The sequence below is a fragment of the Rossellomorea sp. y25 genome (assembly GCF_038049935.1).
In the GTDB taxonomy this organism is placed as follows: Bacteria; Bacillota; Bacilli; order Bacillales; family Bacillaceae_B; genus Rossellomorea.
The window spans coordinates 3,848,266-3,867,381 of the sequence record NZ_CP145886.1; the positions used below are offsets into that span (position 1 = coordinate 3,848,266).

General features: G+C 42.1%; 23 protein-coding genes. 11 read left to right on the plus strand and 12 right to left on the minus strand.

Annotated elements, in window-relative coordinates; genetic code table 11:
• The first annotated feature begins 53 nt into the window (after positions 1-53).
• A complete protein-coding gene (locus tag AAEM60_RS19470; protein ID WP_299743545.1) occupies positions 54-233 on the plus strand; it encodes an H-type small acid-soluble spore protein in 180 nt (59 codons plus the stop codon).
• 68 nt (positions 234-301) lie between these two features.
• Here AAEM60_RS19470 and AAEM60_RS19475 read toward each other — a convergent pair whose 3' ends face one another.
• The 5 genes from AAEM60_RS19475 to AAEM60_RS19495 all read right to left on the minus strand — a co-directional run bounded on the left by AAEM60_RS19475 (position 302) and on the right by AAEM60_RS19495 (position 6,556).
• Entirely contained in the window at positions 302-1,681 is a 1,380-nt protein-coding gene (locus AAEM60_RS19475; protein ID WP_341356909.1) for an alkaline phosphatase, read from the minus strand.
• 171 nt (positions 1,682-1,852) lie between these two features.
• The gene (locus AAEM60_RS19480; protein ID WP_299743539.1) at positions 1,853-2,710 is read right to left on the minus strand and encodes a dimethylarginine dimethylaminohydrolase family protein; all 858 of its coding nucleotides are present in this window, start codon (positions 2,708-2,710) and stop codon (positions 1,853-1,855) included.
• A 189-nt stretch (positions 2,711-2,899) separates the two neighbouring features.
• A complete protein-coding gene (locus AAEM60_RS19485) occupies positions 2,900-3,184 on the minus strand; it encodes a hypothetical protein (RefSeq protein ID WP_299743536.1) in 285 nt (94 codons plus the stop codon).
• Positions 3,185-3,333: 149 nt separating this feature from the next.
• Positions 3,334-4,914, minus strand: a complete 1,581-nt coding sequence (locus tag AAEM60_RS19490) for a long-chain-fatty-acid--CoA ligase (protein WP_341356910.1) — start codon at positions 4,912-4,914, stop codon at positions 3,334-3,336.
• A 190-nt stretch (positions 4,915-5,104) separates the two neighbouring features.
• The gene (locus AAEM60_RS19495; protein WP_341356911.1) at positions 5,105-6,556 is read right to left on the minus strand and encodes a DEAD/DEAH box helicase; all 1,452 of its coding nucleotides are present in this window, start codon (positions 6,554-6,556) and stop codon (positions 5,105-5,107) included.
• 89 nt (positions 6,557-6,645) lie between these two features.
• On the opposite strand from AAEM60_RS19495, the gene AAEM60_RS19500 reads away from it, so the two are divergent.
• From AAEM60_RS19500 to AAEM60_RS19515, 4 genes are all read left to right on the plus strand, one after another.
• Complete coding sequence (locus AAEM60_RS19500) at positions 6,646-7,101, plus strand: hypothetical protein (protein WP_299744011.1); 456 nt, start codon at positions 6,646-6,648, stop codon at positions 7,099-7,101.
• Positions 7,102-7,348: 247 nt separating this feature from the next.
• A complete protein-coding gene (locus AAEM60_RS19505) occupies positions 7,349-7,648 on the plus strand; it encodes a hypothetical protein (RefSeq protein ID WP_341356912.1) in 300 nt (99 codons plus the stop codon).
• Positions 7,649-7,779: 131 nt separating this feature from the next.
• Positions 7,780-8,316: a flavodoxin family protein gene (locus tag AAEM60_RS19510; protein ID WP_148970101.1), complete on the plus strand. Its 537-nt coding sequence runs from the start codon at positions 7,780-7,782 to the stop codon at positions 8,314-8,316.
• Between the two features lie 87 nt (positions 8,317-8,403).
• Entirely contained in the window at positions 8,404-8,691 is a 288-nt protein-coding gene (locus tag AAEM60_RS19515; RefSeq protein WP_341356913.1) for a hypothetical protein, read from the plus strand.
• Here AAEM60_RS19515 and AAEM60_RS19520 read toward each other — a convergent pair.
• Positions 8,594-9,649, minus strand: coding sequence for a nuclease-related domain-containing protein (locus AAEM60_RS19520; RefSeq protein ID WP_341356914.1), 1,056 nt, complete (start codon positions 9,647-9,649; stop codon positions 8,594-8,596). The genes AAEM60_RS19515 and AAEM60_RS19520 overlap by 98 nt on opposite strands.
• A gap of 36 nt (positions 9,650-9,685) precedes the next feature.
• On the opposite strand from AAEM60_RS19520, the gene AAEM60_RS19525 reads away from it, so the two are divergent.
• Entirely contained in the window at positions 9,686-9,856 is a 171-nt protein-coding gene (locus AAEM60_RS19525) for a hypothetical protein (RefSeq protein WP_299743517.1), read from the plus strand.
• Positions 9,857-10,109: 253 nt separating this feature from the next.
• Here the strand turns inward: AAEM60_RS19525 and AAEM60_RS19530 are convergent, their stop codons facing one another.
• Entirely contained in the window at positions 10,110-10,550 is a 441-nt protein-coding gene (locus tag AAEM60_RS19530; protein ID WP_299743514.1) for a MarR family transcriptional regulator, read from the minus strand.
• A 178-nt stretch (positions 10,551-10,728) separates the two neighbouring features.
• Here AAEM60_RS19530 and AAEM60_RS19535 point away from each other — a divergent pair, with 178 nt between their 5' ends.
• The 3 genes from AAEM60_RS19535 (at position 10,729) to AAEM60_RS19545 (ending at position 13,132) form a co-directional block, all read left to right on the plus strand.
• A complete protein-coding gene (locus AAEM60_RS19535; protein WP_299743511.1) occupies positions 10,729-11,151 on the plus strand; it encodes an organic hydroperoxide resistance protein in 423 nt (140 codons plus the stop codon).
• Between the two features lie 136 nt (positions 11,152-11,287).
• Positions 11,288-11,698: a VOC family protein gene (locus tag AAEM60_RS19540; RefSeq protein ID WP_341358027.1), complete on the plus strand. Its 411-nt coding sequence runs from the start codon at positions 11,288-11,290 to the stop codon at positions 11,696-11,698.
• A gap of 243 nt (positions 11,699-11,941) precedes the next feature.
• A complete protein-coding gene (locus tag AAEM60_RS19545) occupies positions 11,942-13,132 on the plus strand; it encodes an FAD-binding oxidoreductase (RefSeq protein ID WP_341356915.1) in 1,191 nt (396 codons plus the stop codon).
• Positions 13,133-13,149: 17 nt separating this feature from the next.
• Here AAEM60_RS19545 and AAEM60_RS19550 read toward each other — a convergent pair whose 3' ends face one another.
• Genes AAEM60_RS19550 through AAEM60_RS19570 form a run of 5 tightly spaced genes read right to left on the minus strand, consistent with a single transcriptional unit; the run spans position 13,150 to position 17,202 of the window.
• On the minus strand, positions 13,150-13,785 hold the full coding sequence (locus AAEM60_RS19550; protein ID WP_299743505.1) for a Crp/Fnr family transcriptional regulator: 636 nt from the start codon (positions 13,783-13,785) through the stop codon (positions 13,150-13,152).
• On the minus strand, positions 13,782-14,924 hold the full coding sequence (gene msrB, locus AAEM60_RS19555; protein WP_299743503.1) for a peptide-methionine (R)-S-oxide reductase MsrB: 1,143 nt from the start codon (positions 14,922-14,924) through the stop codon (positions 13,782-13,784). The genes AAEM60_RS19550 and msrB overlap by 4 nt, the downstream gene beginning before the upstream one ends.
• Positions 14,921-15,973 (minus strand): HAMP domain-containing sensor histidine kinase, encoded by a 1,053-nt coding sequence (locus AAEM60_RS19560; protein WP_299743500.1) that lies wholly within the window; start codon positions 15,971-15,973, stop codon positions 14,921-14,923. The genes msrB and AAEM60_RS19560 overlap by 4 nt, the downstream gene beginning before the upstream one ends.
• On the minus strand, positions 15,963-16,670 hold the full coding sequence (locus tag AAEM60_RS19565; RefSeq protein ID WP_299743497.1) for a response regulator transcription factor: 708 nt from the start codon (positions 16,668-16,670) through the stop codon (positions 15,963-15,965). Before AAEM60_RS19565 ends, AAEM60_RS19560 begins: the two co-directional genes overlap by 11 nt.
• A gap of 13 nt (positions 16,671-16,683) precedes the next feature.
• Positions 16,684-17,202, minus strand: coding sequence for a DM13 domain-containing protein (locus tag AAEM60_RS19570; RefSeq protein WP_299743495.1), 519 nt, complete (start codon positions 17,200-17,202; stop codon positions 16,684-16,686).
• Positions 17,203-17,365: 163 nt separating this feature from the next.
• Here AAEM60_RS19570 and AAEM60_RS19575 point away from each other — a divergent pair, with 163 nt between their 5' ends.
• Together AAEM60_RS19575 and AAEM60_RS19580 are read left to right on the plus strand one after the other, a co-directional pair.
• Positions 17,366-18,454 (plus strand): MBL fold metallo-hydrolase, encoded by a 1,089-nt coding sequence (locus AAEM60_RS19575; RefSeq protein WP_299743492.1) that lies wholly within the window; start codon positions 17,366-17,368, stop codon positions 18,452-18,454.
• 69 nt (positions 18,455-18,523) lie between these two features.
• Positions 18,524-19,066, plus strand: coding sequence for a hypothetical protein (locus AAEM60_RS19580; protein WP_299743489.1), 543 nt, complete (start codon positions 18,524-18,526; stop codon positions 19,064-19,066).
• The last annotated feature ends 50 nt before the right edge of the window (positions 19,067-19,116 follow it).

The following is a 19,116-nucleotide window of genomic DNA, read 5'->3' on the forward strand; positions in this document are numbered from 1 at the left end:
TAAAAAAAGGACAAACTAACCAATGAAAATAGACTATAAGGAGGAAATGAAGAATGGATTATAATCGTGCAAAACAGATATTATCTTCTTCAGCTGATATTGAAGTAAAATATAAAGATGCATCTGTCTGGATCGACTCTGTTAATGAAGACGGTCAAACAGCCGTTGTTCATCTTCGCGGACCATTAGAAGAACGTTCCGAAGTAAGTGTTTCAGATTTAGAAGAAGCATAATCGTAGAAAAGACCATGCAGCCCTCCCAAAAAGGAAGGAGAAGCATGGTCTCATCATCTGTCTTAAGCTTATTTATCGTCTTTGATTTTCCCTTTGTTTTTAAGAAGGTCAAAAATCATTTTTGCTTGATCTGTGTTATCGATCATGCCCGAGAACTTCTCTTTTTGAGGACCAAATGCATACACAGGAACGTCATCTCCTGTATGTCCATCCGTTGTCCAGCCAGTACCTGAACGTTTGTCGAAGATTTTCTCGATGGCATTATCGATTTCGGTTTGATCGCCTTTTTCTGCTGCTTTTTTCACAGAAGCGATTTCCTCTTCCGTTAACTCAAGGTCGATGTTTTCGGCTAATGTTTCTTCCACTGAAGCACCGTTCACAATTTGTTCAGCCATGAAGTCTGGTGTTTTCTTTGCAGCTTGAATCGGTGCCGGATCCCAATTATATTCACCGTCTGCCCCGATCGAGATTCCCCCTGTAGAATGGTCTGCTGTAACAACTACCAATGTTTCACCATTTTCTTTTGCAAAATCCCTTACTGCTTCAAGTGCCTTCTCAAAGTCTCTCATTTCACTCAAAGCCCCGACCACATCATTATCGTGACCAGCCCAGTCGATTTGGCTGCCTTCCACCATAAGGAAGAATCCGTCCTCGTCCCCTTTTAAACGGTCGAGTGCAGATGTCGTCATATCCGCTAAGCTTGGCTGTTCTTTATCACGGTCGATCATCTTGTCCATTCCCACTTCAGAGAAAAGACCAAGAACTTGTTTGTTGTCGTCATTTTTCAGTTCTTCGGCGGATTTTACATAGCTGTAGCCATCCTTTTGGAACTCCTCAGCAAGGTTACGGTCATCACGTTCGAAGAAGTCCGTCCCCCCACCTAACATGACGTCTATCTTATGTTCTCCATTAATCATTTCATCATAGTAGTCATCCGCAATCGCATTTTCGCTTTTACGCTGCTCTTCATGCGCACCATAAGATGCCGGAGTGGCATGGGTGATTTCTGATGTTGCTACGATTCCTGTAGACATGCCGTTTTCTTTCGCCTGCTCTAATACCGTTTTAACATCTGTTTTATCATTATCGACTGCAATCGCATTATTGTAAGTTTTGACTCCGCCGCTCATTGCTGTCGCAGCAGCTGCTGAATCTGTCACGTTTTCTTTCTCATCCTCTGGATAAGTGGATTGTAATCCGACAAGGTAAGGATCGAATGCCGTTTTTTCCATCTCAACTGTTTCAGGATTGTCATTCATATAGCGAAGTGCCGTTGTATAAGGAACGCCCATTCCATCACCGATCATAAAGATGACGTTTTTGGCTTTGCCGTTCTTGGATTCCTTCGCTTGTGCTTCTGTGTTGTCTTGATTCATTCCTATTACACTTCCAAGAGCTAATGTTGACACAACCGCTAACGGAAGAATCTTCTTCATTGATTTCTTCATTTACCCTACCTCCTATAAGTTCGACTACATATGTAGAATAAAGGGGAAATATGAAGAACCATTTGCAAAAGGACTACAGGAGTGTAAAGCTTCTGTAAAATGAAGAAAAACAGGTATAAAGCCACCTGTTTTTCATTAATGAATCTATTCAGTTCATAGTCAATAAGACTTCTATTCTCTAATCAGGGGAAGCGTACAACAACGGAATGAGCCCCCAGACTTGATGATTTCGGATAAATCCAGTTCAATCACGTCAAAACCTTTTGATCTGATTCGTTCATTCAAATCTTGATTTAGAGTAAGACTGATGATTTTCCCATCACCGATTGCTAATACATTGGGTCCCATTTGAAATTGTTCATCATCCGTTACAGTGATGATATTGTAATGCAACTTGATCTTCTCAAGATCCTCTTTTGAAAAGGCAGGTGGATACACAAGGGCCCACCCCTCTGATATGATCGTAAATACACAATCCAAATGAAGAATTCCTTCTTTTAAAGGTAACTCATGAACGGTATATTGGGGGAGCTGATTTCGTAACGATTGGATGGCCAATTGGTTCGTCCGTCCACTCACTCCGATCCAAATATTCTGCTCATCAACGAGCACATCCCCTCCTTCAATGGAATGGAGAAGTTCATGATAAGGCACGTCATTCGTTTCCAGCCAATTCTTCAGCGTTTTCACTTCGCCCCGCCTGACATCGGTATTCATCGATGCAACGAAGAATTGATCATGAATCGTGAAACCGATGTCCCTTGTGAAGACTTGTTCATTAAACTCTGGTGATGGTTGAAGGTGAATGACCTCTGAACCATTTTTCTCTAACGTATCAACAAAGTTTTTATGTTGCTGTACCGCATTATCTATATTGATATTTTCCTTTAGGAAATGCTTTTGAGTCTCATTTATGATTTCATTTATTTGCATATTTTCAGGTGAAACAACAACCACTTTCTTTAACTTTCCATACTCATTGGAACAATGGGTTTTAGATTTTGGAACCAACGGGGAATTTAAACTCATCTTTACGCCCTCCATTTATATACTCTTAAAAACTGCTTTTCCCTGTTATTATGCTGATAAAACTTCCTTTTTATAATTTATGCTGAAGAAGCCTAAACAGGGACGACAGGTATAGTTAATGGGTGTTATATGGGCTACTGTGCACTTCAATTAAAAAAGGACTCAGCTAAGCCCTTTTCAGAATGCCTTCTATTGTTCTTCTGAGGCTTTATCGTCCTTATCCACCTCATCGTCATTCAATGTTTCACCGGAAGGATCTTCATTAAGCGTACCCTCATTATCTTCTTCATCTGCTTTGTCTTCATTCATGGAATCTTCGTTATTCGACTCTTCATTCATAGTGCTTTCATCTTGAGAAGTATCCTGCTGTTCCACGTTATTAGCTTCATCTTCGGCACCTTCATCATTTCCACAACCAGCTAAAACCAAGCCTGCACTCAGCGGTAAAGTTAGTAATAAATTTCTTATTTTCATTAACAATCTCTCCTTTGAAGTGTGTCTGTAAGTGCTTAGTTCTTGTTTACCACGAATAGATTATGATAAACAAATGAGTGAGATTTTGGAAATAAACCCTTTGTTATCCAATGAAAAAAGCGTGCTGTCGCACGCCAAAATAATACTTCCTAATGAACCATCCGGTCATGATCCTTCCAGTATTCTTTTCGGAGCACAACCTTTTGGATTTTTCCTGAAGCGGTCTTAGGTAACTCCTTTGCAAAGGTAATACTCTTCGGTGCTTTGAAGTGGGCAAGCTTTTCTCTGCTGAATTCGATAAGATCCTTTTCCGTTAAGCTGTGACCTTCCCTGATAACAACGACTGCATGGGGCACTTCTCCCCAACGCTCATGGGGGATGGCTACGACCGCTGCTTCGAGGACACTGTCATGTTCATAGAGAGCCCCCTCTACTTCAATGGAAGAGATGTTTTCTCCTCCGCTGATGATGACGTCTTTCATCCGGTCGACAATTTCAATGAAGCCATTCTCGTCGACCGTCGCCATATCACCTGTATGCAGCCATCCATCTCGAATGGCTTGATTGGTTGCTTCGGGGTTTTTAAAATATCCTTCCATCACGGTATTCGTTCTTGTCACGATTTCTCCAATCGCATTCCCGTTACGGGGCACTTCATTACCGAGCTCATCCACTACTTTTACCTTGCTGCCAATCATACTGTAGCCGGCTTTCGCCTTTAACCGGTATTTTTCTTCCTTTGGTCGGTCCTGTTCGGAAGATCTCAGGATGGATGTAGTGATAAGTGGTGATATTTCAGTCATTCCGTACACCTGGATAAACTCCCACTTTAGATCCTCTTCTACCTTTCGGACAAATGCTGGTGGAGGAGCCGAACCCGCAATGACAACCCTTACATCTTGTCCGATCGTCCGCTCCCTGTTCGGATAGTTCTCCAGAAGCATATTCAGAACAGTCGGCGCCATATGCATAACCGTTACGCCGTGCTTCTCGACTTTATCTAAAATCATCTCAGGGTCTACTTTTCTGAGCATCACCTGGGTCGCACCGTTGGCAGTATAATAGAAAGGTGAACCCCAGCCATTCACATGAAACATGGGCAGGACATGTAGTAACGTGTCGCGATCCGAAACCCGTAAATGATGCATGGATGATAGAGCATGCAAATAATTGGACCTGTGGGTGAGGAGCACTCCCTTCGGATCTCCTGTCGTCCCACTCGTATATAATAAAGAAGCGATATCGGTTTCTTCCAAGTCTACGCGATCGAAAGCTTCGTCGCTGAATGAACCGCGCCACTCGTCATAGCCGGGATGTCCATCTATTGACTCACCATGGATCACAATATGCTTTAAATCCGGCACATTAGACAGAATCGGCTGCACCAGCGGATAAAGTTCCTCATCCACAAATAATGCTTTGCTCTCACTATGAGTCAGGATAAATAGATAATCCGCAGGTTTTAAGCGCGTATTAAGTGGTGTCATGATCCCTCCGACACTATAGACCCCATAGAACCCCTCCAGCATCTCTGCGGTATTGGGAGCTAAATACGCAACCTTGTCCCCTTTTTCAATCCCAAATTCCTGTAGCCCCCGGGATAGTTGATTCACGCGGGCATTCAGCTGCTTATACGTCAAACGCTTCACATCATCAATAATCGCTATCTTCTCTCCATATTGTTCGACTGCCCGATCTAAAAAATCCGTTAACACTAAAGGTACATGCATATGTACAACCCATCCCTTCTGTTCGTTAATGACTATTTATATTCATTATTTTAGCAGATCCGGGATATTAATTGGGAATATTCTGAAATTTTATATAATGAGATACTGATTTATAGGGGAGGGCCGTATATTGATGAAAGATGTTCTATAAAAAAAGCATGACGACACATTGGTCACCATGCTTTTTGAGTTAGCGGCCTCTTCTATTTAAAGAGGATTTACCCTGGCTGTTTCTTTTACCGCTGGAGTCGTTTCTTCTTGGTTTGCCGGAATCACTTGATCTGGATTGTCTGCCTCTTGAGGGACTGGCGGAGTCTCCTCCACGTCGGGATGATGATTCTTCCCTTCTCGATCGACGACTGCGTGGCGAATCACCACCGTCACTGTTACGAGACCGGCCACCACGTGGAGACCTTGCTTTACGCTCTTTATTCGCTTGGATATTCTTTTCACGTCTATCCTTCGCACTTTCATTTGATCCCTTATGGACATCGGCGGTTTCCTTAGAAGGAGCCACCTCCACGACACGACGAGGCAATGAACGGCCAATGCCTTTTTCAATCATCTCAAGATCCTGCTTGTCCTTCAGTGCAACAAAGGTAATGGCAAGTCCATCTTTTCCGGCACGACCTGTACGTCCGATTCTGTGAATATAGCTTTCCACATCTTGAGGGATATCATAATTGAACACATGAGTGACTCCTTCAACGTCAAGACCACGAGCCGCCACGTCGGTCGCGATAAGAAGCTGAAGTTTCGCGTCCCTGAACTTCTTCATCACACCTTCTCGTTTCGCTTGAGATAAGTCACCGTGTAGTTCATCCACCAGAAATCCTCTCGTTTTCAGATCACCCAGAAGCTTGCTGACCCTTCTTTTCGTTCGGCAGAAAATGATGCCTAAAAACGGTTGAACGTCAAGAATCGTTTGACTGAGGGCATCTAATTTCTGACGATCCGTCGTTTCTACGATTTCCTGCTGTATTTCCTGTACAATCTTTTCTTTTTCGCGAATCTGTACATTATGAGGGTTATTCATATAGCGCTTGCCGATTTTTCGGATATCCTTTGACATCGTCGCAGAAAATAGAGCGGTTTGACGGGTAAACGGAGTCTCGCGAATAATCGCTTCGACTTCATCGAAAAATCCGATATGAAGCATTTGATCCGCTTCATCCAGTACAAGGAACGATACGTTTGAAAAGTCCACAGTCTCCCGACGAACGTGATCAAGTAAACGACCAGGTGTCCCAATCACGATATGAATCGCTTTATTCTTCAGTCGCTTGATCTGCTTCTCAACATCTTGGCCGCCGTACACAGCTAACACATTTATGTCATCTTCCGTAGAAGAAAGAATCTGATTCAACTCCGCGGTTACTTGAATTGCGAGCTCCCGCGTCGGAGTCACAATAAGAGATTGGATCTCATCTCTCGCTGGATCAATTTTGGAAAGCATAGGCAGGAGAAAAGCCATCGTTTTTCCCGTTCCTGTCTGTGCTTGCCCGATCACATCTTCACCATTTAATAAAACAGGTATGGTTTCGCTCTGGATCGGTGTTGGTTCTGAAATCGATTGTTCTTTTAACGCATTGACGTACTTAGGTTGGATTCCTAAGGAAGTAAAATCATTCAATGGGGTCACCTCTTTGTTCCCATTATACCCTTATCTCTCTTTGGAAAATAGGGCACTGTGTTATAATGGGAAAATCGTAAAATGAAATGAGGAATATGATGTTACCATTTGAAGATAAATTAACCATTATAGAAGAGTTTCCTGAGCTTACACGTAAAAACGTTTCATTGAATAGGGTGAATTTCCACTTTGAAGAAAGTCTCTATGAAAAGACGACTGTGGTATATCACCTGCATCCGAACGGAAACGGTTTTGTTTATACGGGGAGTCTTCCTGACTATAAAGCCAATCAAAAAGGACTCGTGAACATCCGTGATTTCTCGGGTGACGAACTGCGTGACATCATTCGGGCATCCATTGATCATCTGGCTACGGAAGAAGAAATCGTGCCGCCCGTCGAACAGATGTGGAAAGATACTGAAGGTCATTCCCTCATGCTGATCGAAGAAGATGACCGCTGGAATATTTATGCCGGTGATAACCTGGAAGACAGCTTTGGCGGGTATGATGAAGCTGCGTTGTATTTGCGTGAGGAAGGGTTTCGCAGACGGTAATAAGAGGCAGCTTCACGCTTTTCTTGAAAAAGGACGGATTCTTTATCGATTCGTCCTTTTTTGATGGATTATTGCGCTGCATCTGTCATGGGGGAGCGTCCACTTGTGAGAATACAGGTGAAATGGGGGTGAATCCGGCTTGGTTTTTGTGAGAATACAGGTGAAATGGGGGTGAATCCGGCCGTTTATCGTGAGAATCCAAGTGATTGGTGAAGAATCAAGCCGGTTTTTGTGAGAATCCAGGTGAATGGTGAAAAATCCAGCCAGTTTTTGTGAGAATGCAGCCGTTATTGTGAAGAATCCGGCCGTTTTCTCTCATAATCCAGCCGGTTTTGCTAATAATCCGGCCGATTCCGGGAAAAATCCAGCCACTTTACTATTATTACCAAATAGTACTCCATCTCTTATCCCCCCTGTCGATCGTCGTTTGGGAATCATCTCTGTTGCTCGGATATGCGTATATGCATGTGTATGCCTCATCAAGAATCGCATTTACCTTCTCTTATCAAAAGGTGGCATCCAAACGGTTTATTGCTGTAAACTCTAACTATAGATGACTATTGGCAAACAGGATCTATAAGAAGGATCGCAGTCACCGTGGCATCCATTGTCTTCATGTGGAATGCTAAAAAAAACGACTCAAACAATACATTTGAATTCATAGAGGAGTGTTGATAAATGAAAGTATTAGCCCTTTTAGGAAGCACACGAAAAAACGGCAACTCAGAATACCTTGCAAAAAAAATCGTAGAAGGAACCGATCACACTGTCGTATCTCTTACGGACCTGCATATTGAACCGATTGAAGACTTAAGACACTCTGAAGGTGGATTCTCTCCAGTCGATGATGATTACGAAAAACTCGTTCAATTAATAGAAGAGCATGACGTATTACTATTTGCTACACCTCTTTATTGGTACGGAATGAGCGGTCCCATGAAAAACTTCTTCGACCGCTGGAGTCAGTACCTGCGCGATGAGCGCTTTAACTTAAAAGAAGAGCTTACGAAGAAGAAAGCATATGTAGTGATTACCGGTGGAAGCTCAGCAAAGATTAAAGGCCTTCCCCTCGTACAGCAGTTCAATTACATCTTTGAATTCGTGAACATGGAATTTGCAGATTATATGATCGGTGCCGGAGTGAAGCCTGGAGAGATTGTGAATGACATAGCAGCCCTTGAAAAAGCTGAGCGTTGGAATGCATTATTTAAATAATGGATGATCCCTTTAAGGGGTCATTTTTTTTGTTAATTTTACCTGATAAGGAAACATTATAAGCAAAATTCTTTATGGAGGCGCTCTATGGATTTTCCGACAATACACACAAACGTCTGGGACGCTGTCATCGCGATTCCTGTGATTATCATCCTCACCCAGCTCATTAAAGTTTTCTTTAAACCTCATGCCTTTTTAGTACCGAATATTGCCGTTATTCTTGGCTTGCTTATCTCTATTTTCATCAGTCATAAAGGACACCTTGCTACGGGAATTTTCATGGGGTTCTTCTATGGGTACGCTGCGATCGGGAATTATACTTCATTGAAGACTTCACTATTGACTTTCCGGGGGGAGAAGGAGGATGCTCCATGAGGGGCGTTAAGTCGTATCTTTTATCTTTGGTTGAGCCAGTTGTTGATAGGTTCATTTTCTGTAAAATCTTACGAGTCGCTGAAGGGGATTCCAATTGTAAAAACTCCCTCGCTTCCCTGTTCGTAATAGAAGGCCGGATAAGAAAAGCATAATCTCTTAACGAATAAACATGAGCATCTTTTTGTACTGATTTACAGCTGCGGCATCTCCAAGTACCACCCATTCTCTCCATTGGTGCGGATTCACACTGAACACAATAGACACCACAAATAATATCTGTTTGTGAAACGTTAAATTGATGAAGAACATCATACGTTTGAGGTGTATGGTGTTTAAGAAGAAGCTTGGTCATTTTGGATAATTCTTTAGGAGTTAATGAAGGGATTGGATAAAAGTGTGTGTAGCTTTCAATTTTGAAGGGAAGCTTCGCACTTCTTACCAGCCTTTGAGTCACCTGCTCTTCCGTGGTGTTTTTTATTTGAGTATGGGGATTCGTAAGTACTACCAGGTGCTCTATTGGTACAGTAGGACATTTATTTTCCATTAACCATCTTTCAAGCTCCACCTTCTGTCTGTACGCTTGCAGGATTGGATCTGGAAACACTTCTGTTTTACCATTTAACGTTCGAATCATTTGATTGAAGTTTGTATCGATATAGATATCTCCAGCAATGTTTTTCACTTCTAAAATAAGAATAAAATGTCTATGAAGGATTAACGTATCAATTTGAATGAAGGAAGATTTGATTTGTAGACGAAGATCATGAAGGATAACATACTCTTTATCAGGAAGATTGTTCAAATAAAAGTCTAATGATAACTCACCACTATATCCAGCCTTGAATTTACCTAGTTGAGACTCTATTTCAAGTCTTCTCACAAAGTATTTTGACAATCGCCTTAAAAGGGCTTCAAGCTTTGAGATGATAACAGGGGGTTGATGTTCTTTTCCGATCAAATAGATCACTCCTTTAGGTGAATGGGAAGAGTTTCAGTGGGTGACAGAGGTGCTGTTGAAAAAGATCCAACGGTTTTAGGAGACGACGCTGTTTTTGAAGAATTTCAGCCGTTCATGAGGTGGGCAAAGTCTTTCACGGGATTGATCGGGCCGTTTCTGAGGTGGGACGGGGTAATTCAAGAGAGAATCCAGCCGTTTTTGAGGTAGAACGCAGCTTTCAAGAGATCATCCAGCTGTTTTTAAGATAGAACGCAGCTTTCAAGAGATCATCCAGCCGTTTTTCCGGAAAATCCGGCCGTTTCTGAATAAAATCCGGCCGAAACGTGGAGAAAACCAGCCGTTTTTAAAAGTAATCCGGCCGAAATCACGAAAAATCCAGCCTCTTACCAAATTATAACAAATCCACAACCATGATTCTACAATTTTCTCAAAAAAAAAGATGACCAAAGTCACCCCTACTCTACTCTCTTCTCATACCTTGCAGTCTTCCCAATATCGTGGTTAACGTCTGATCCAACCTCTCCAACTCTTCCCCATCCATCTCTAATCGTTCGAGCAATCGAGTCGGAACACAAGCAGCCTTTTCCTTCATGGCTTCTCCTTTTTGTGTAAGAGAAATCACGACGCTCCGCTCATCTTCAACTGACCGGTGACGCTCGACAAGCCCGTTCGCCTCCATTCTTTTAAGCATCGGAGTTAACGTTCCCGAGTCTAAGAACAATTTACGCCCCAATTCTTTTACAGATGCCGTCCCATCTTCCCAAAGCACTAACAATGCAAGGTATTGAGGATAAGTCACACCGATTTCTTCAAGCAGCCCACGATATAACTTTGTTATCTCCCGCTCTGCTGTATAGATCTTAAAACATATTTGATTTTCTAATAATAATGGATCTTTCATACATGTCGATTCCTTTCTTGAACAAACTAACTTTAGATTATCATACAAAAAAAGATATCAATTATCAAATTTAATTGTACACAACTTAATTGTTGACAACTAAAACCAAAGCCGTTAATATTAGTTTTGTAATATTAAATTACACACAACCAAAACAAGAAAATGAGGAGTGAAAGAAATGGAAGCATTATACACAGCAAAAGCAACAGCAACAGGTGGACGCGCCGGAAAAGTAACAAGCAGTGACGGAGTATTGGATGTCGGACTGGCAATGCCTAAATCACTTGGGGGTTCTGGAGCAGAAGGGGCAACGAATCCTGAACAATTGTTCGCAGCTGGATATGCGGCTTGTTTCGATAGCGCTCTTAACTTAGTGGCTCGTCAAGAAAAGAAAAAGATTGAATCGAAAGTAACAGCTGAAGTTTCCATTGGAAAAGATACAGACGGTGGATTCAAACTCGGCGTTGTGTTATCAGTAGCAGTAAGTGGTGTTGAATTAGATGAAGCGAAGCAATTGGTCGAAAAGGCACATGGAGTTTGCCCATATTCTAAAGCAACAAGTGGCAATATCGATGTTGAATTAAATACTGAATCACTTTAAATAATCGCGGATAGGCAATTAACTGCCTATCCCTTTTTTTTTCTATAAAAAACGAACGTTTGTTCTTGTTTTATTCCAACGGTTTGGACTATAATGAAGAGGTATTAAAATTCATGTGAACCGGAGTGGAGAAATGATGAAACATCAGGCTGCACCTTATTTTAGTTTTAGTGGCGAAGCGAAAGAAGCATTAGACTATTACAAAGAAGTGTTTGAAGGAGAAGTATTGGCCGTTCAGACTTTTGGTGAGGCCGATTACCCAAGTCCACCGGAGATCGCTGATCAAATCATGCATGCTCACTTTAAAAAAGGAGAGCTTTCCTTTATGATGTCAGATAGCTTTCCCGGTCATCAGCCAACGGTAGGAAACAATATATCCCTTGTCCTTGAGCTGGAAAGCGAAGAGGAAATCGATACTTATTACCGTCGGTTAACTGAAAAAGGAACTGTAGTAATGGAACTTCAAGACACGTTCTGGGGCGCTAAATATGGTAAGGTAAAAGATCCTTATGGCATCTGTTGGGACTTGAATTACACGAAAAAATAAACCAGTGGCTACTGCATCCTCACCCTGAATAAATGCAGTAGCCGTTTTTACTGATGCATTTCGATTGAATTTCTTCCGACTGAAATATTTCTTTATCCTCATACAAATTAAATCCACTTTACTTATATGATGCTGGAACCCACTAAGACCCTGCGGTACAAAAATATATGTTTTATCCATGACTCTTAAAGGGAATGGAATATGAACATAATTTAAATATCGCTACTTATTGGGGGAACCAAAATGGATCTGCATAATGGCCGCTTGTATTGGCCAACTACATTAAAAGATAAAAAAAGAAGCTTTGATAAACATTATGATGTAGCCATTATCGGGGGAGGAATGTCCGGGGCATTATGTGCCTATTCACTTACAGAAGCGGGTTTGAACGTTGCAATCATTGAAAAGCGGAGTATGGCTTCAGGGAGTTCATCCGCTAATACAGGATTACTGCAATTTTCCAACGATATCATGCTACATGATCTGATTGATCAAATTGGAGAAAAGAAAGCTGTCCGTTTTTATAAGCTATGTATGGAAGCGATCGGAAACCTTGAACAAGTGGCAATGAATTTACCAGTGTCACCTGAATTTATAAGGAGAAAAAGCATCTACTATGCGAGTACTACCCGACATGTATCTAAACTAAAAAAAGAATATAAAACACTAAAGGAACATGGCTTTCCAGTAGAATATTGGTCTAAAAAAGAAATCAAACAGCGATTGCCTTTTTCAAAACCGGGAGCTTTGATTACCCTTGGAGATGCCGAGGTAAATCCTTACCGATTTGTGAACGGCATAATCGACTATTTAAAGGCAGGTCAAAAGACAACAATCTTTGAAAATCTTGAAGCTGGCTGGGTAGAAGAGGATGCTGACGGTGTCAACATTCATACTTCTGAAGATATTATTCAGGCATCCCACTTGGTCCATGCAACCGGGTATGAAACCCCTCCGATCGATAAGAAAATTGGCACTGATATCAATCGATCTTATGCCATTGCCACTGAACCCATTGAAGATTTATCCCAATGGCATGAACGAGCTCTGATTTGGGAGACAAAACGTCCTTACTTATATATGCGCACCACAGTGGATAACCGAATCATCGCAGGAGGATTGGATGAAGATCCACCTCACGCACCTCAAAGTGAGAAGAAAATAGAAAAACGCGGAAAACAAATTGAAAAAGAGGTTCAAAAACTATTTCCTGACCTCACTATCAAAATGGACTTTGCGTGGGGAGCAAGCTTCGGAGAGTCATTGGACAACCTCCCTTATATCGGTAAGCATCCTGAAAAAGAACGAACATATTACTTATTAGGATACGGTGGGAACGGCACGGTTTATAGTATGCTTGGGGCTCACATCCTCCGTGACCTCATATTAAACCGTCCAAACCAGGACGCAGACATCGTTAGATTAGACAGGTGAAAATAAGGGACGGACCGTTAAAGGTCCGTCCCTCCCATCACAAGATAATGCTTATCTTTTTTTTGGAGGTGTCCTTCTGTTATCAGCTCTTTTGTGAGACTGGTGACCGTTTCTCTTGTAGAGCCAATGAAGCTTGCGATGTCCTGGTGGGTAAGGGGGACCGTTATTTTCATGAATCTCCCCTGTTTTTCTCCAAAGTTCTTCATGAGGAATGACATGAGATAAAGGATCCTTTCTTTGACGGGTGCGTGCATGATGCGTTCGAGGAACATGTTTCGTTGTTTCATATGTTGATTGAAGGTGAAGAAGAGCTCTGCAAGAAAAGCAGGTTTCGTTACACTTAAGCTATCCAGTTGTTTATGGGAGATGACTGTTAAGATCGTGTCATCGCTAGCTTCTGCATAAACTCCCTCGTCGTCTAAGCTGAAACACGCTATGTTACTGAAGAATTCTCCCTCACCCAGCATGGTGAGGATGATTTTACGTCCATCCTCACTGTTTTTATATAGCTTTACTTTCCCTGTTTGAATCCTGTACAGATTTTTACTAAGTGAAAAAGGTTGAAAGATTACTTCTTTTATTGAGTAGTTTACGAGCTTTCCAGGAAGATCACTGATGGCTGAAGCAGATCGTACTGAGGTTGCTCTATTCAAGACGACTCCCCCTCCATTTGTTCAAAATGAGAAACGAACTCCCCGTAGCCTTGTTCTTCCAGCTCATCTTTCGGGACAAATCGAAGGGCTGCTGAATTCATGCAATATCTTAAACCTGTTGGCTCTGGACCATCATCGAACACATGACCCAGGTGAGAATCGGCGTGTTTACTCCTTACCTCCATCCGCACCATGAATAGCGTGCGATCTTCCACTTCAACAATGTTCTCCTCAACTAGGGGCCTAGTGAAACTGGGCCAGCCGGTCCCGCTTTTATATTTATCTTTTGAGCTGAAAAGAGGCTCTCCTGAAACGATATCCACATAGATCCCTTCTTCTTTGTTGTCCCAGTATTCATTATCAAATGCTTTCTCGGTCCCGTCTTCCTGGGTCACTTTGTATTGGATATCTGTAAGTCTATCTTTTAATTCTTCGTCTGTGTAGGAAGGATAAAGGGGCTTCGTATCCAGCTTGATGTTCCGGTCTTCTCCCCAAGCTTCATCAAGGAAGTCATCCCTTCCTGAGTTGTTTCGGTAAAACTTATAGCTTAATTCATTTTTCTTATAATAATCCTGGTGATATTCTTCCGCTTTGTAAAAGGTTTTAGCAGGTTGGATTTCTGTGACGATTTCTTCTTCAAAGCGCCCAGAGTCTGCTAATTCCTGCTTTGATCGCTGTGCTATATTCTCCTGTTCTTCATTATGATAGAAGATACCACTCACGTATTGTGGGCCCCGATCGACGAATTGGCCACCGTTATCGGTAGGATCGATTTGTCTCCAGTAAACTTTCAATAGCTGCTCATACGTAATGACTTTAGGATTATATTCAATTTGAACGGCTTCCACATGTCCTGTCTGTTTCGTAGATACTTCATCATAGGTTGGATTCTTTTCCTCACCGCCTGTGTATCCGGAAATGACGGAATACACGCCATCCAGTTTTTCAAAAGGTGGTTCCATACACCAGAAGCATCCTCCTGCAAAGGTCGCAACCGCATGTTCTTCATCCACCATATCCAGCTTTACCGGCTCACTTCCCAATGACTTCTGGGTCATGCTTGCATACAGTTTAGGACCGAAAAAAGCCGCCAGACTCAATAGGAGTACCAGGCCGATTCCCATCATCACTTTTTTCATCGTCTCTCCTCCTTACTTATTTCTAAAGGTAACCTGAACCAAAAGGTGCTGCCCGACTTACCATCACTTTCGACTCCGATATCCCCACCATGAAGTTCAACAATTTCTTTGCAGATGGAAAGTCCTAATCCAGACCCTCCACTTGCTTTATTTCGAGACTTCTCCACCCGGTAAAAACGTTGAAAAATCGATCCCTGCTCTTCAAGAGGAACTCCTTTTCCTTCGTCTGTAACCGAAAACCTCATCATCCCCCCACCTTTGACAGCCCTAATATACAGCGTCGTTTGGTCAGGCGAAAAGGATAATGCGTTTTGTATTAAGTTGGTCATCACCCTTTTTATTTGAACAGGCATTAAAGAAACAAGGGGCAAAAGGTCATCATATTCCACTTTCACTTCAACATGCTTCTCTTGTAAAACCCGTTCAAACTGCTGAATGGTTTCGATCAGGAGTTTATCGATTGGTGTCGGATGTGGATTCCATGGCAACTTCCTGTTTTCCAACTGTGAAAATTCCAATACCTCTTCAATTAAATGACCCAGTTTTTCTGTTTCTGACAAAATGGTTTCGTAATATCTCTTTCGCGCTTCCTGATCTTCGATAATGTCATCGTTTAAAGCAGCAACAAAGGAATGAATCGATGATAAAGGTGTTCTGAGATCATGGGAAACATTCGCGATCAGTTCACTCTTGAACTTCTCTGATTCCCTTATTTCGTCGAACATTGCTTCTATTTTAGTGGACATATGATTAAAGTTAGCAGCGAGCTCTTTGATTTCCTGAGGTCCGCCTTCTGTCACCTTCACATCAAAGTCACCTTTAGCCATCCGCTCTGCTTCTTTGCTCATCTGCTTTACAGATTTTAACAAAGGCGATGTGATCATCAAATTCACTGCAAAGGAAAGGATCCCCGCCCCAAGTGTAATAAGGGAAAGCAGGATGATGATATTGGTTGAGATAAACATCTGAACATACGAGATTGTGAGAAATACTAAGATTACGGAGAGAGAAATCGTGTTGGCTAAAATAAGGAGGGTTCTAATTTTCATAGTGCTGCTGCCCCTCAAACTTATAACCTATTCCCCACACGGTTTTTATCCATTGCGGCTCAGAAGGATCTTCCTCTATCTTTTCTCTTAACCTGCGAATATGAACATTGATCGTATTGGCATCACCCAGATATTCATACCCCCATAAGGTTTCGAGCAGTTGGGACTTGGAGAACACCTGTGAAGGATGCTCTGCTAACAGGGTTAATAAATCGAATTCTTTCACAGTCATGTCAATTTCTTTCCCGGCCGCGACTACTTTTCGTTTATCTCGATCAATAAGTAAGTCTTTCCACTTAAGAACTTCCCTTTGAGCTTCCCGTTTTGGAGTGGAATTGGTCCTTCTTAATACGTTTTTGACACGGAGCAATAATTCCCGTGGACTGAAAGGTTTGGTGACATAGTCATCCGCACCTATGGTCAACCCATAAATCCGATCCTTCTCCTGTCCCAGAGCTGTCAGCATGATGATGGGGGTATCACTGTCTTCCCTGATCTTTTCAGCTGCCTGCCACCCATCCATTTCAGGCATCATAATATCCAGGATCACGATGTCCGGTTGGAATGTATGGTACCGTTGGATAGCTTCAATACCGTTAGAAGCAGTACTCACTTCATACCCATCCCTCATGAGATACCGAGCGCATACATCCACAATATTTTCTTCATCATCTACTAACAGGACTTTGTTTACCATGGTTTACTCTCCTTTACATCGCCTTACCTAATTCAGCACGACCGAAATCCACATTAAATTGTTTACACCATATCACAATCTCCATTCCTGATGATGCAGAATGATCTCCTGGAATCTCGTAATTTTGATTGCCTATGTTCCCCTTCAATTTACCCAGGGAAATTCCTTCTTTGGTTTTCTGACCTTCCTCTACTAAGTAAACGTAAAGATCCGGTCCATTGGTCACTTCAAAATTTTCCAATCGGATATTTTTATCTGATATACTCACTATCCCTTTTGCCTCGTGATTTTCATCTGCTCCCTGAAAGGTTCCGACTAATTCATTTATTTTCATTGTATCGTTTGTCATTTCGTCTGGCGAAGATGAATCGGTTTCTTTCATAGTATGCTCTCCCTGGTCTTTCATAATGGATCCGGAAGACGATGAAACTGGCTCTTCGTTCACGACCTTATCCATAAACAATGGGGAGATCAGCCACCATCCTACTCCCAAAGCTCCTGCTATAGCTATTCCCATCATCCATCTTTTCATTGAATCATCCCCTCACTATGATTAACGATAGTTTACTAAACAAACCTTATGGATTTTTAACGGAAATCTTAATTATTTCTTAAATGTGGCGCCGACTTCATTTTGGACAGTCACAAGCTAATCTGAGATAGTTAAAGATATCGAATGAAAAGGAGCAAAATCCATGCTACTATTTATATTTTTGCTGATCGCTATGATTGTGATTGCCTTCCTGGTTCTCCGATTCTACCCCGCATTTGGCAAGAAGCCTTCCCTTGAACGCGTTCAATCATCACCTCAGCATTCAAAAGGCTCATTTAAAAATCCCATTCCAACCTCTATGGATACCAGCTTTTCCACGTCTCTTACAATGATTCGGGATCTTATGAAAAGAACTGGTAACCGTAAACCTGATCGCGATATTCCAAGTGTTGGATTTCCGTCCTTTGACCATCCTCATTCCGTCACGAATGTAACCTGGTTTGGACATTCAGCTTCTCTCGTTGAAATGGATGGAAAAAGACTACTTCTTGATCCAATGTTTGGTCGTGCGCCATCCCCGTTTCCATGGATAGGAGGAAAACGGTATAGCAAAGAGCTTCCTTTTGAAAAAGATGAACTGCCTTCCATCGATGCTGTAGTTTTTTCCCATGATCATTACGATCATCTCGATTATGGCACCATTCGAAAGCTTCGAGGCAAAGTGAAGCAGTTTTTTGTTCCCATCGGAGTAGGGAGTCATCTTGAGAGATGGGGAATCCATTCTGATCACATTACAGAGCTTGATTGGTGGGACGAGGTTGAGTGGAATGGTCTTACTCTGGCTTGTACCCCGGCAAGACATTTTTCCGGCAGAAGCTTACATGATCGTAATGCTACCTTGTGGTGTTCATGGTGTCTCATCGGGAACTCCTCCAAAATCTTTTTCAGCGGAGATAGTGGATATGGACATCATTTTAAAGAGATTGGCAGTGTATACGGGCCATTCGATTTGACCTTGATGGAATGTGGTCAATATGATCCCAGGTGGGCACCGATTCATATGCTCCCAGAAGAAACTGTACAAGCCCATATTGATGTGAAAGGGAAGCAGCTTTTACCCATTCATTGGGGAGCATTCACGTTATCCTTTCATGAATGGACCGACCCGATCAAACGTGTGACAAAATGCGGTGCAGAACACGGGGTTCCTGTTGTTACTCCAAGGATAGGGGAAACCTTTCTTGCTGGAAATGATTCTTACCCTACATCCAAATGGTGGGAAACAACTTAAATGCATCATGAACAAACGATCGCCTAGTTGTATACACTATCTAAGAACCGTAAAGTAGGCGATTATACTATGAGCAAAGAACAAAAAGCCACATTCGGAGCATGGGTTGCTGCAATCGGAACGGTCATTGCCGCTGTTGGCAGTACCCCTATTAAGAGCATTCCAGAAGATACTTTAAACTCGTTCAATCTCGTAGGAAATGAACTGCAAGCAACAGGAAATGCTTTAGAGGCAGATGCAATAGATGACTTTACCCTGACGAAAGCAGGGAATCAAATTCAAGCTATTGGAAACGTAACCGTTATAGCCGGCATACTCATTAAGTTTAACGATATTACGAAGCAAGAGCTGAACATTAAAGGAAATCTTCTCCAGGCATTAGGGGGAGGGGCTGCACTTGCCGATTCATTTGATGAAGAACATACGTTAGAAGAGCTATATTCTATATACGGTAATCTTCTCCAGATTATTGGTAATTCCCTTCAGGCCATCGCTGGAATCCTCGAATTAAATGAAAGAGACAGCGGTAATATTAATGTGGCGGGAAGCTGGATCCAAGCAGTCGGTGCGATCATTTCCGCATTAGTTCAAACAAAAGAGTCATCCTCATAAAGTTGTTTTACATACTCATTATTTGTTATTTGAGATGTAGAGCAACTAGG

Coding starts and splice junctions, on each gene's coding strand:
- AAEM60_RS19570 (WP_299743495.1), bottom strand. CDS start 17,202: ATGAAAAGATGGATGATGGGAATAGCTATAGCAGGAGCTTTGGGAGTA.
- AAEM60_RS19565 (WP_299743497.1), bottom strand. CDS start 16,670: ATGGTAAACAAAGTCCTGTTAGTAGATGATGAAGAAAATATTGTGGAT.
- AAEM60_RS19490 (WP_341356910.1), bottom strand. CDS start 4,914: ATGCATGTACCTTTAGTGTTAACGGATTTTTTAGATCGGGCAGTCGAA.
- AAEM60_RS19540 (WP_341358027.1), top strand. CDS start 11,288: ATGAAACATCAGGCTGCACCTTATTTTAGTTTTAGTGGCGAAGCGAAA.
- AAEM60_RS19545 (WP_341356915.1), top strand. CDS start 11,942: ATGGATCTGCATAATGGCCGCTTGTATTGGCCAACTACATTAAAAGAT.
- AAEM60_RS19480 (WP_299743539.1), bottom strand. CDS start 2,710: ATGAGTTTAAATTCCCCGTTGGTTCCAAAATCTAAAACCCATTGTTCC.
- AAEM60_RS19560 (WP_299743500.1), bottom strand. CDS start 15,973: ATGAAAATTAGAACCCTCCTTATTTTAGCCAACACGATTTCTCTCTCC.
- AAEM60_RS19515 (WP_341356913.1), top strand. CDS start 8,404: ATGGATTTTCCGACAATACACACAAACGTCTGGGACGCTGTCATCGCG.
- AAEM60_RS19575 (WP_299743492.1), top strand. CDS start 17,366: ATGCTACTATTTATATTTTTGCTGATCGCTATGATTGTGATTGCCTTC.
- AAEM60_RS19530 (WP_299743514.1), bottom strand. CDS start 10,550: ATGAAAGATCCATTATTATTAGAAAATCAAATATGTTTTAAGATCTAT.
- AAEM60_RS19535 (WP_299743511.1), top strand. CDS start 10,729: ATGGAAGCATTATACACAGCAAAAGCAACAGCAACAGGTGGACGCGCC.
- AAEM60_RS19500 (WP_299744011.1), top strand. CDS start 6,646: ATGTTACCATTTGAAGATAAATTAACCATTATAGAAGAGTTTCCTGAG.
- msrB (WP_299743503.1), bottom strand. CDS start 14,924: ATGAAAAAAGTGATGATGGGAATCGGCCTGGTACTCCTATTGAGTCTG.
- AAEM60_RS19510 (WP_148970101.1), top strand. CDS start 7,780: ATGAAAGTATTAGCCCTTTTAGGAAGCACACGAAAAAACGGCAACTCA.
- AAEM60_RS19580 (WP_299743489.1), top strand. CDS start 18,524: ATGAGCAAAGAACAAAAAGCCACATTCGGAGCATGGGTTGCTGCAATC.
- AAEM60_RS19485 (WP_299743536.1), bottom strand. CDS start 3,184: ATGAAAATAAGAAATTTATTACTAACTTTACCGCTGAGTGCAGGCTTG.
- AAEM60_RS19505 (WP_341356912.1), top strand. CDS start 7,349: ATGGTGAAAAATCCAGCCAGTTTTTGTGAGAATGCAGCCGTTATTGTG.
- AAEM60_RS19475 (WP_341356909.1), bottom strand. CDS start 1,681: ATGAAGAAATCAATGAAGAAGATTCTTCCGTTAGCGGTTGTGTCAACA.
- AAEM60_RS19470 (WP_299743545.1), top strand. CDS start 54: ATGGATTATAATCGTGCAAAACAGATATTATCTTCTTCAGCTGATATT.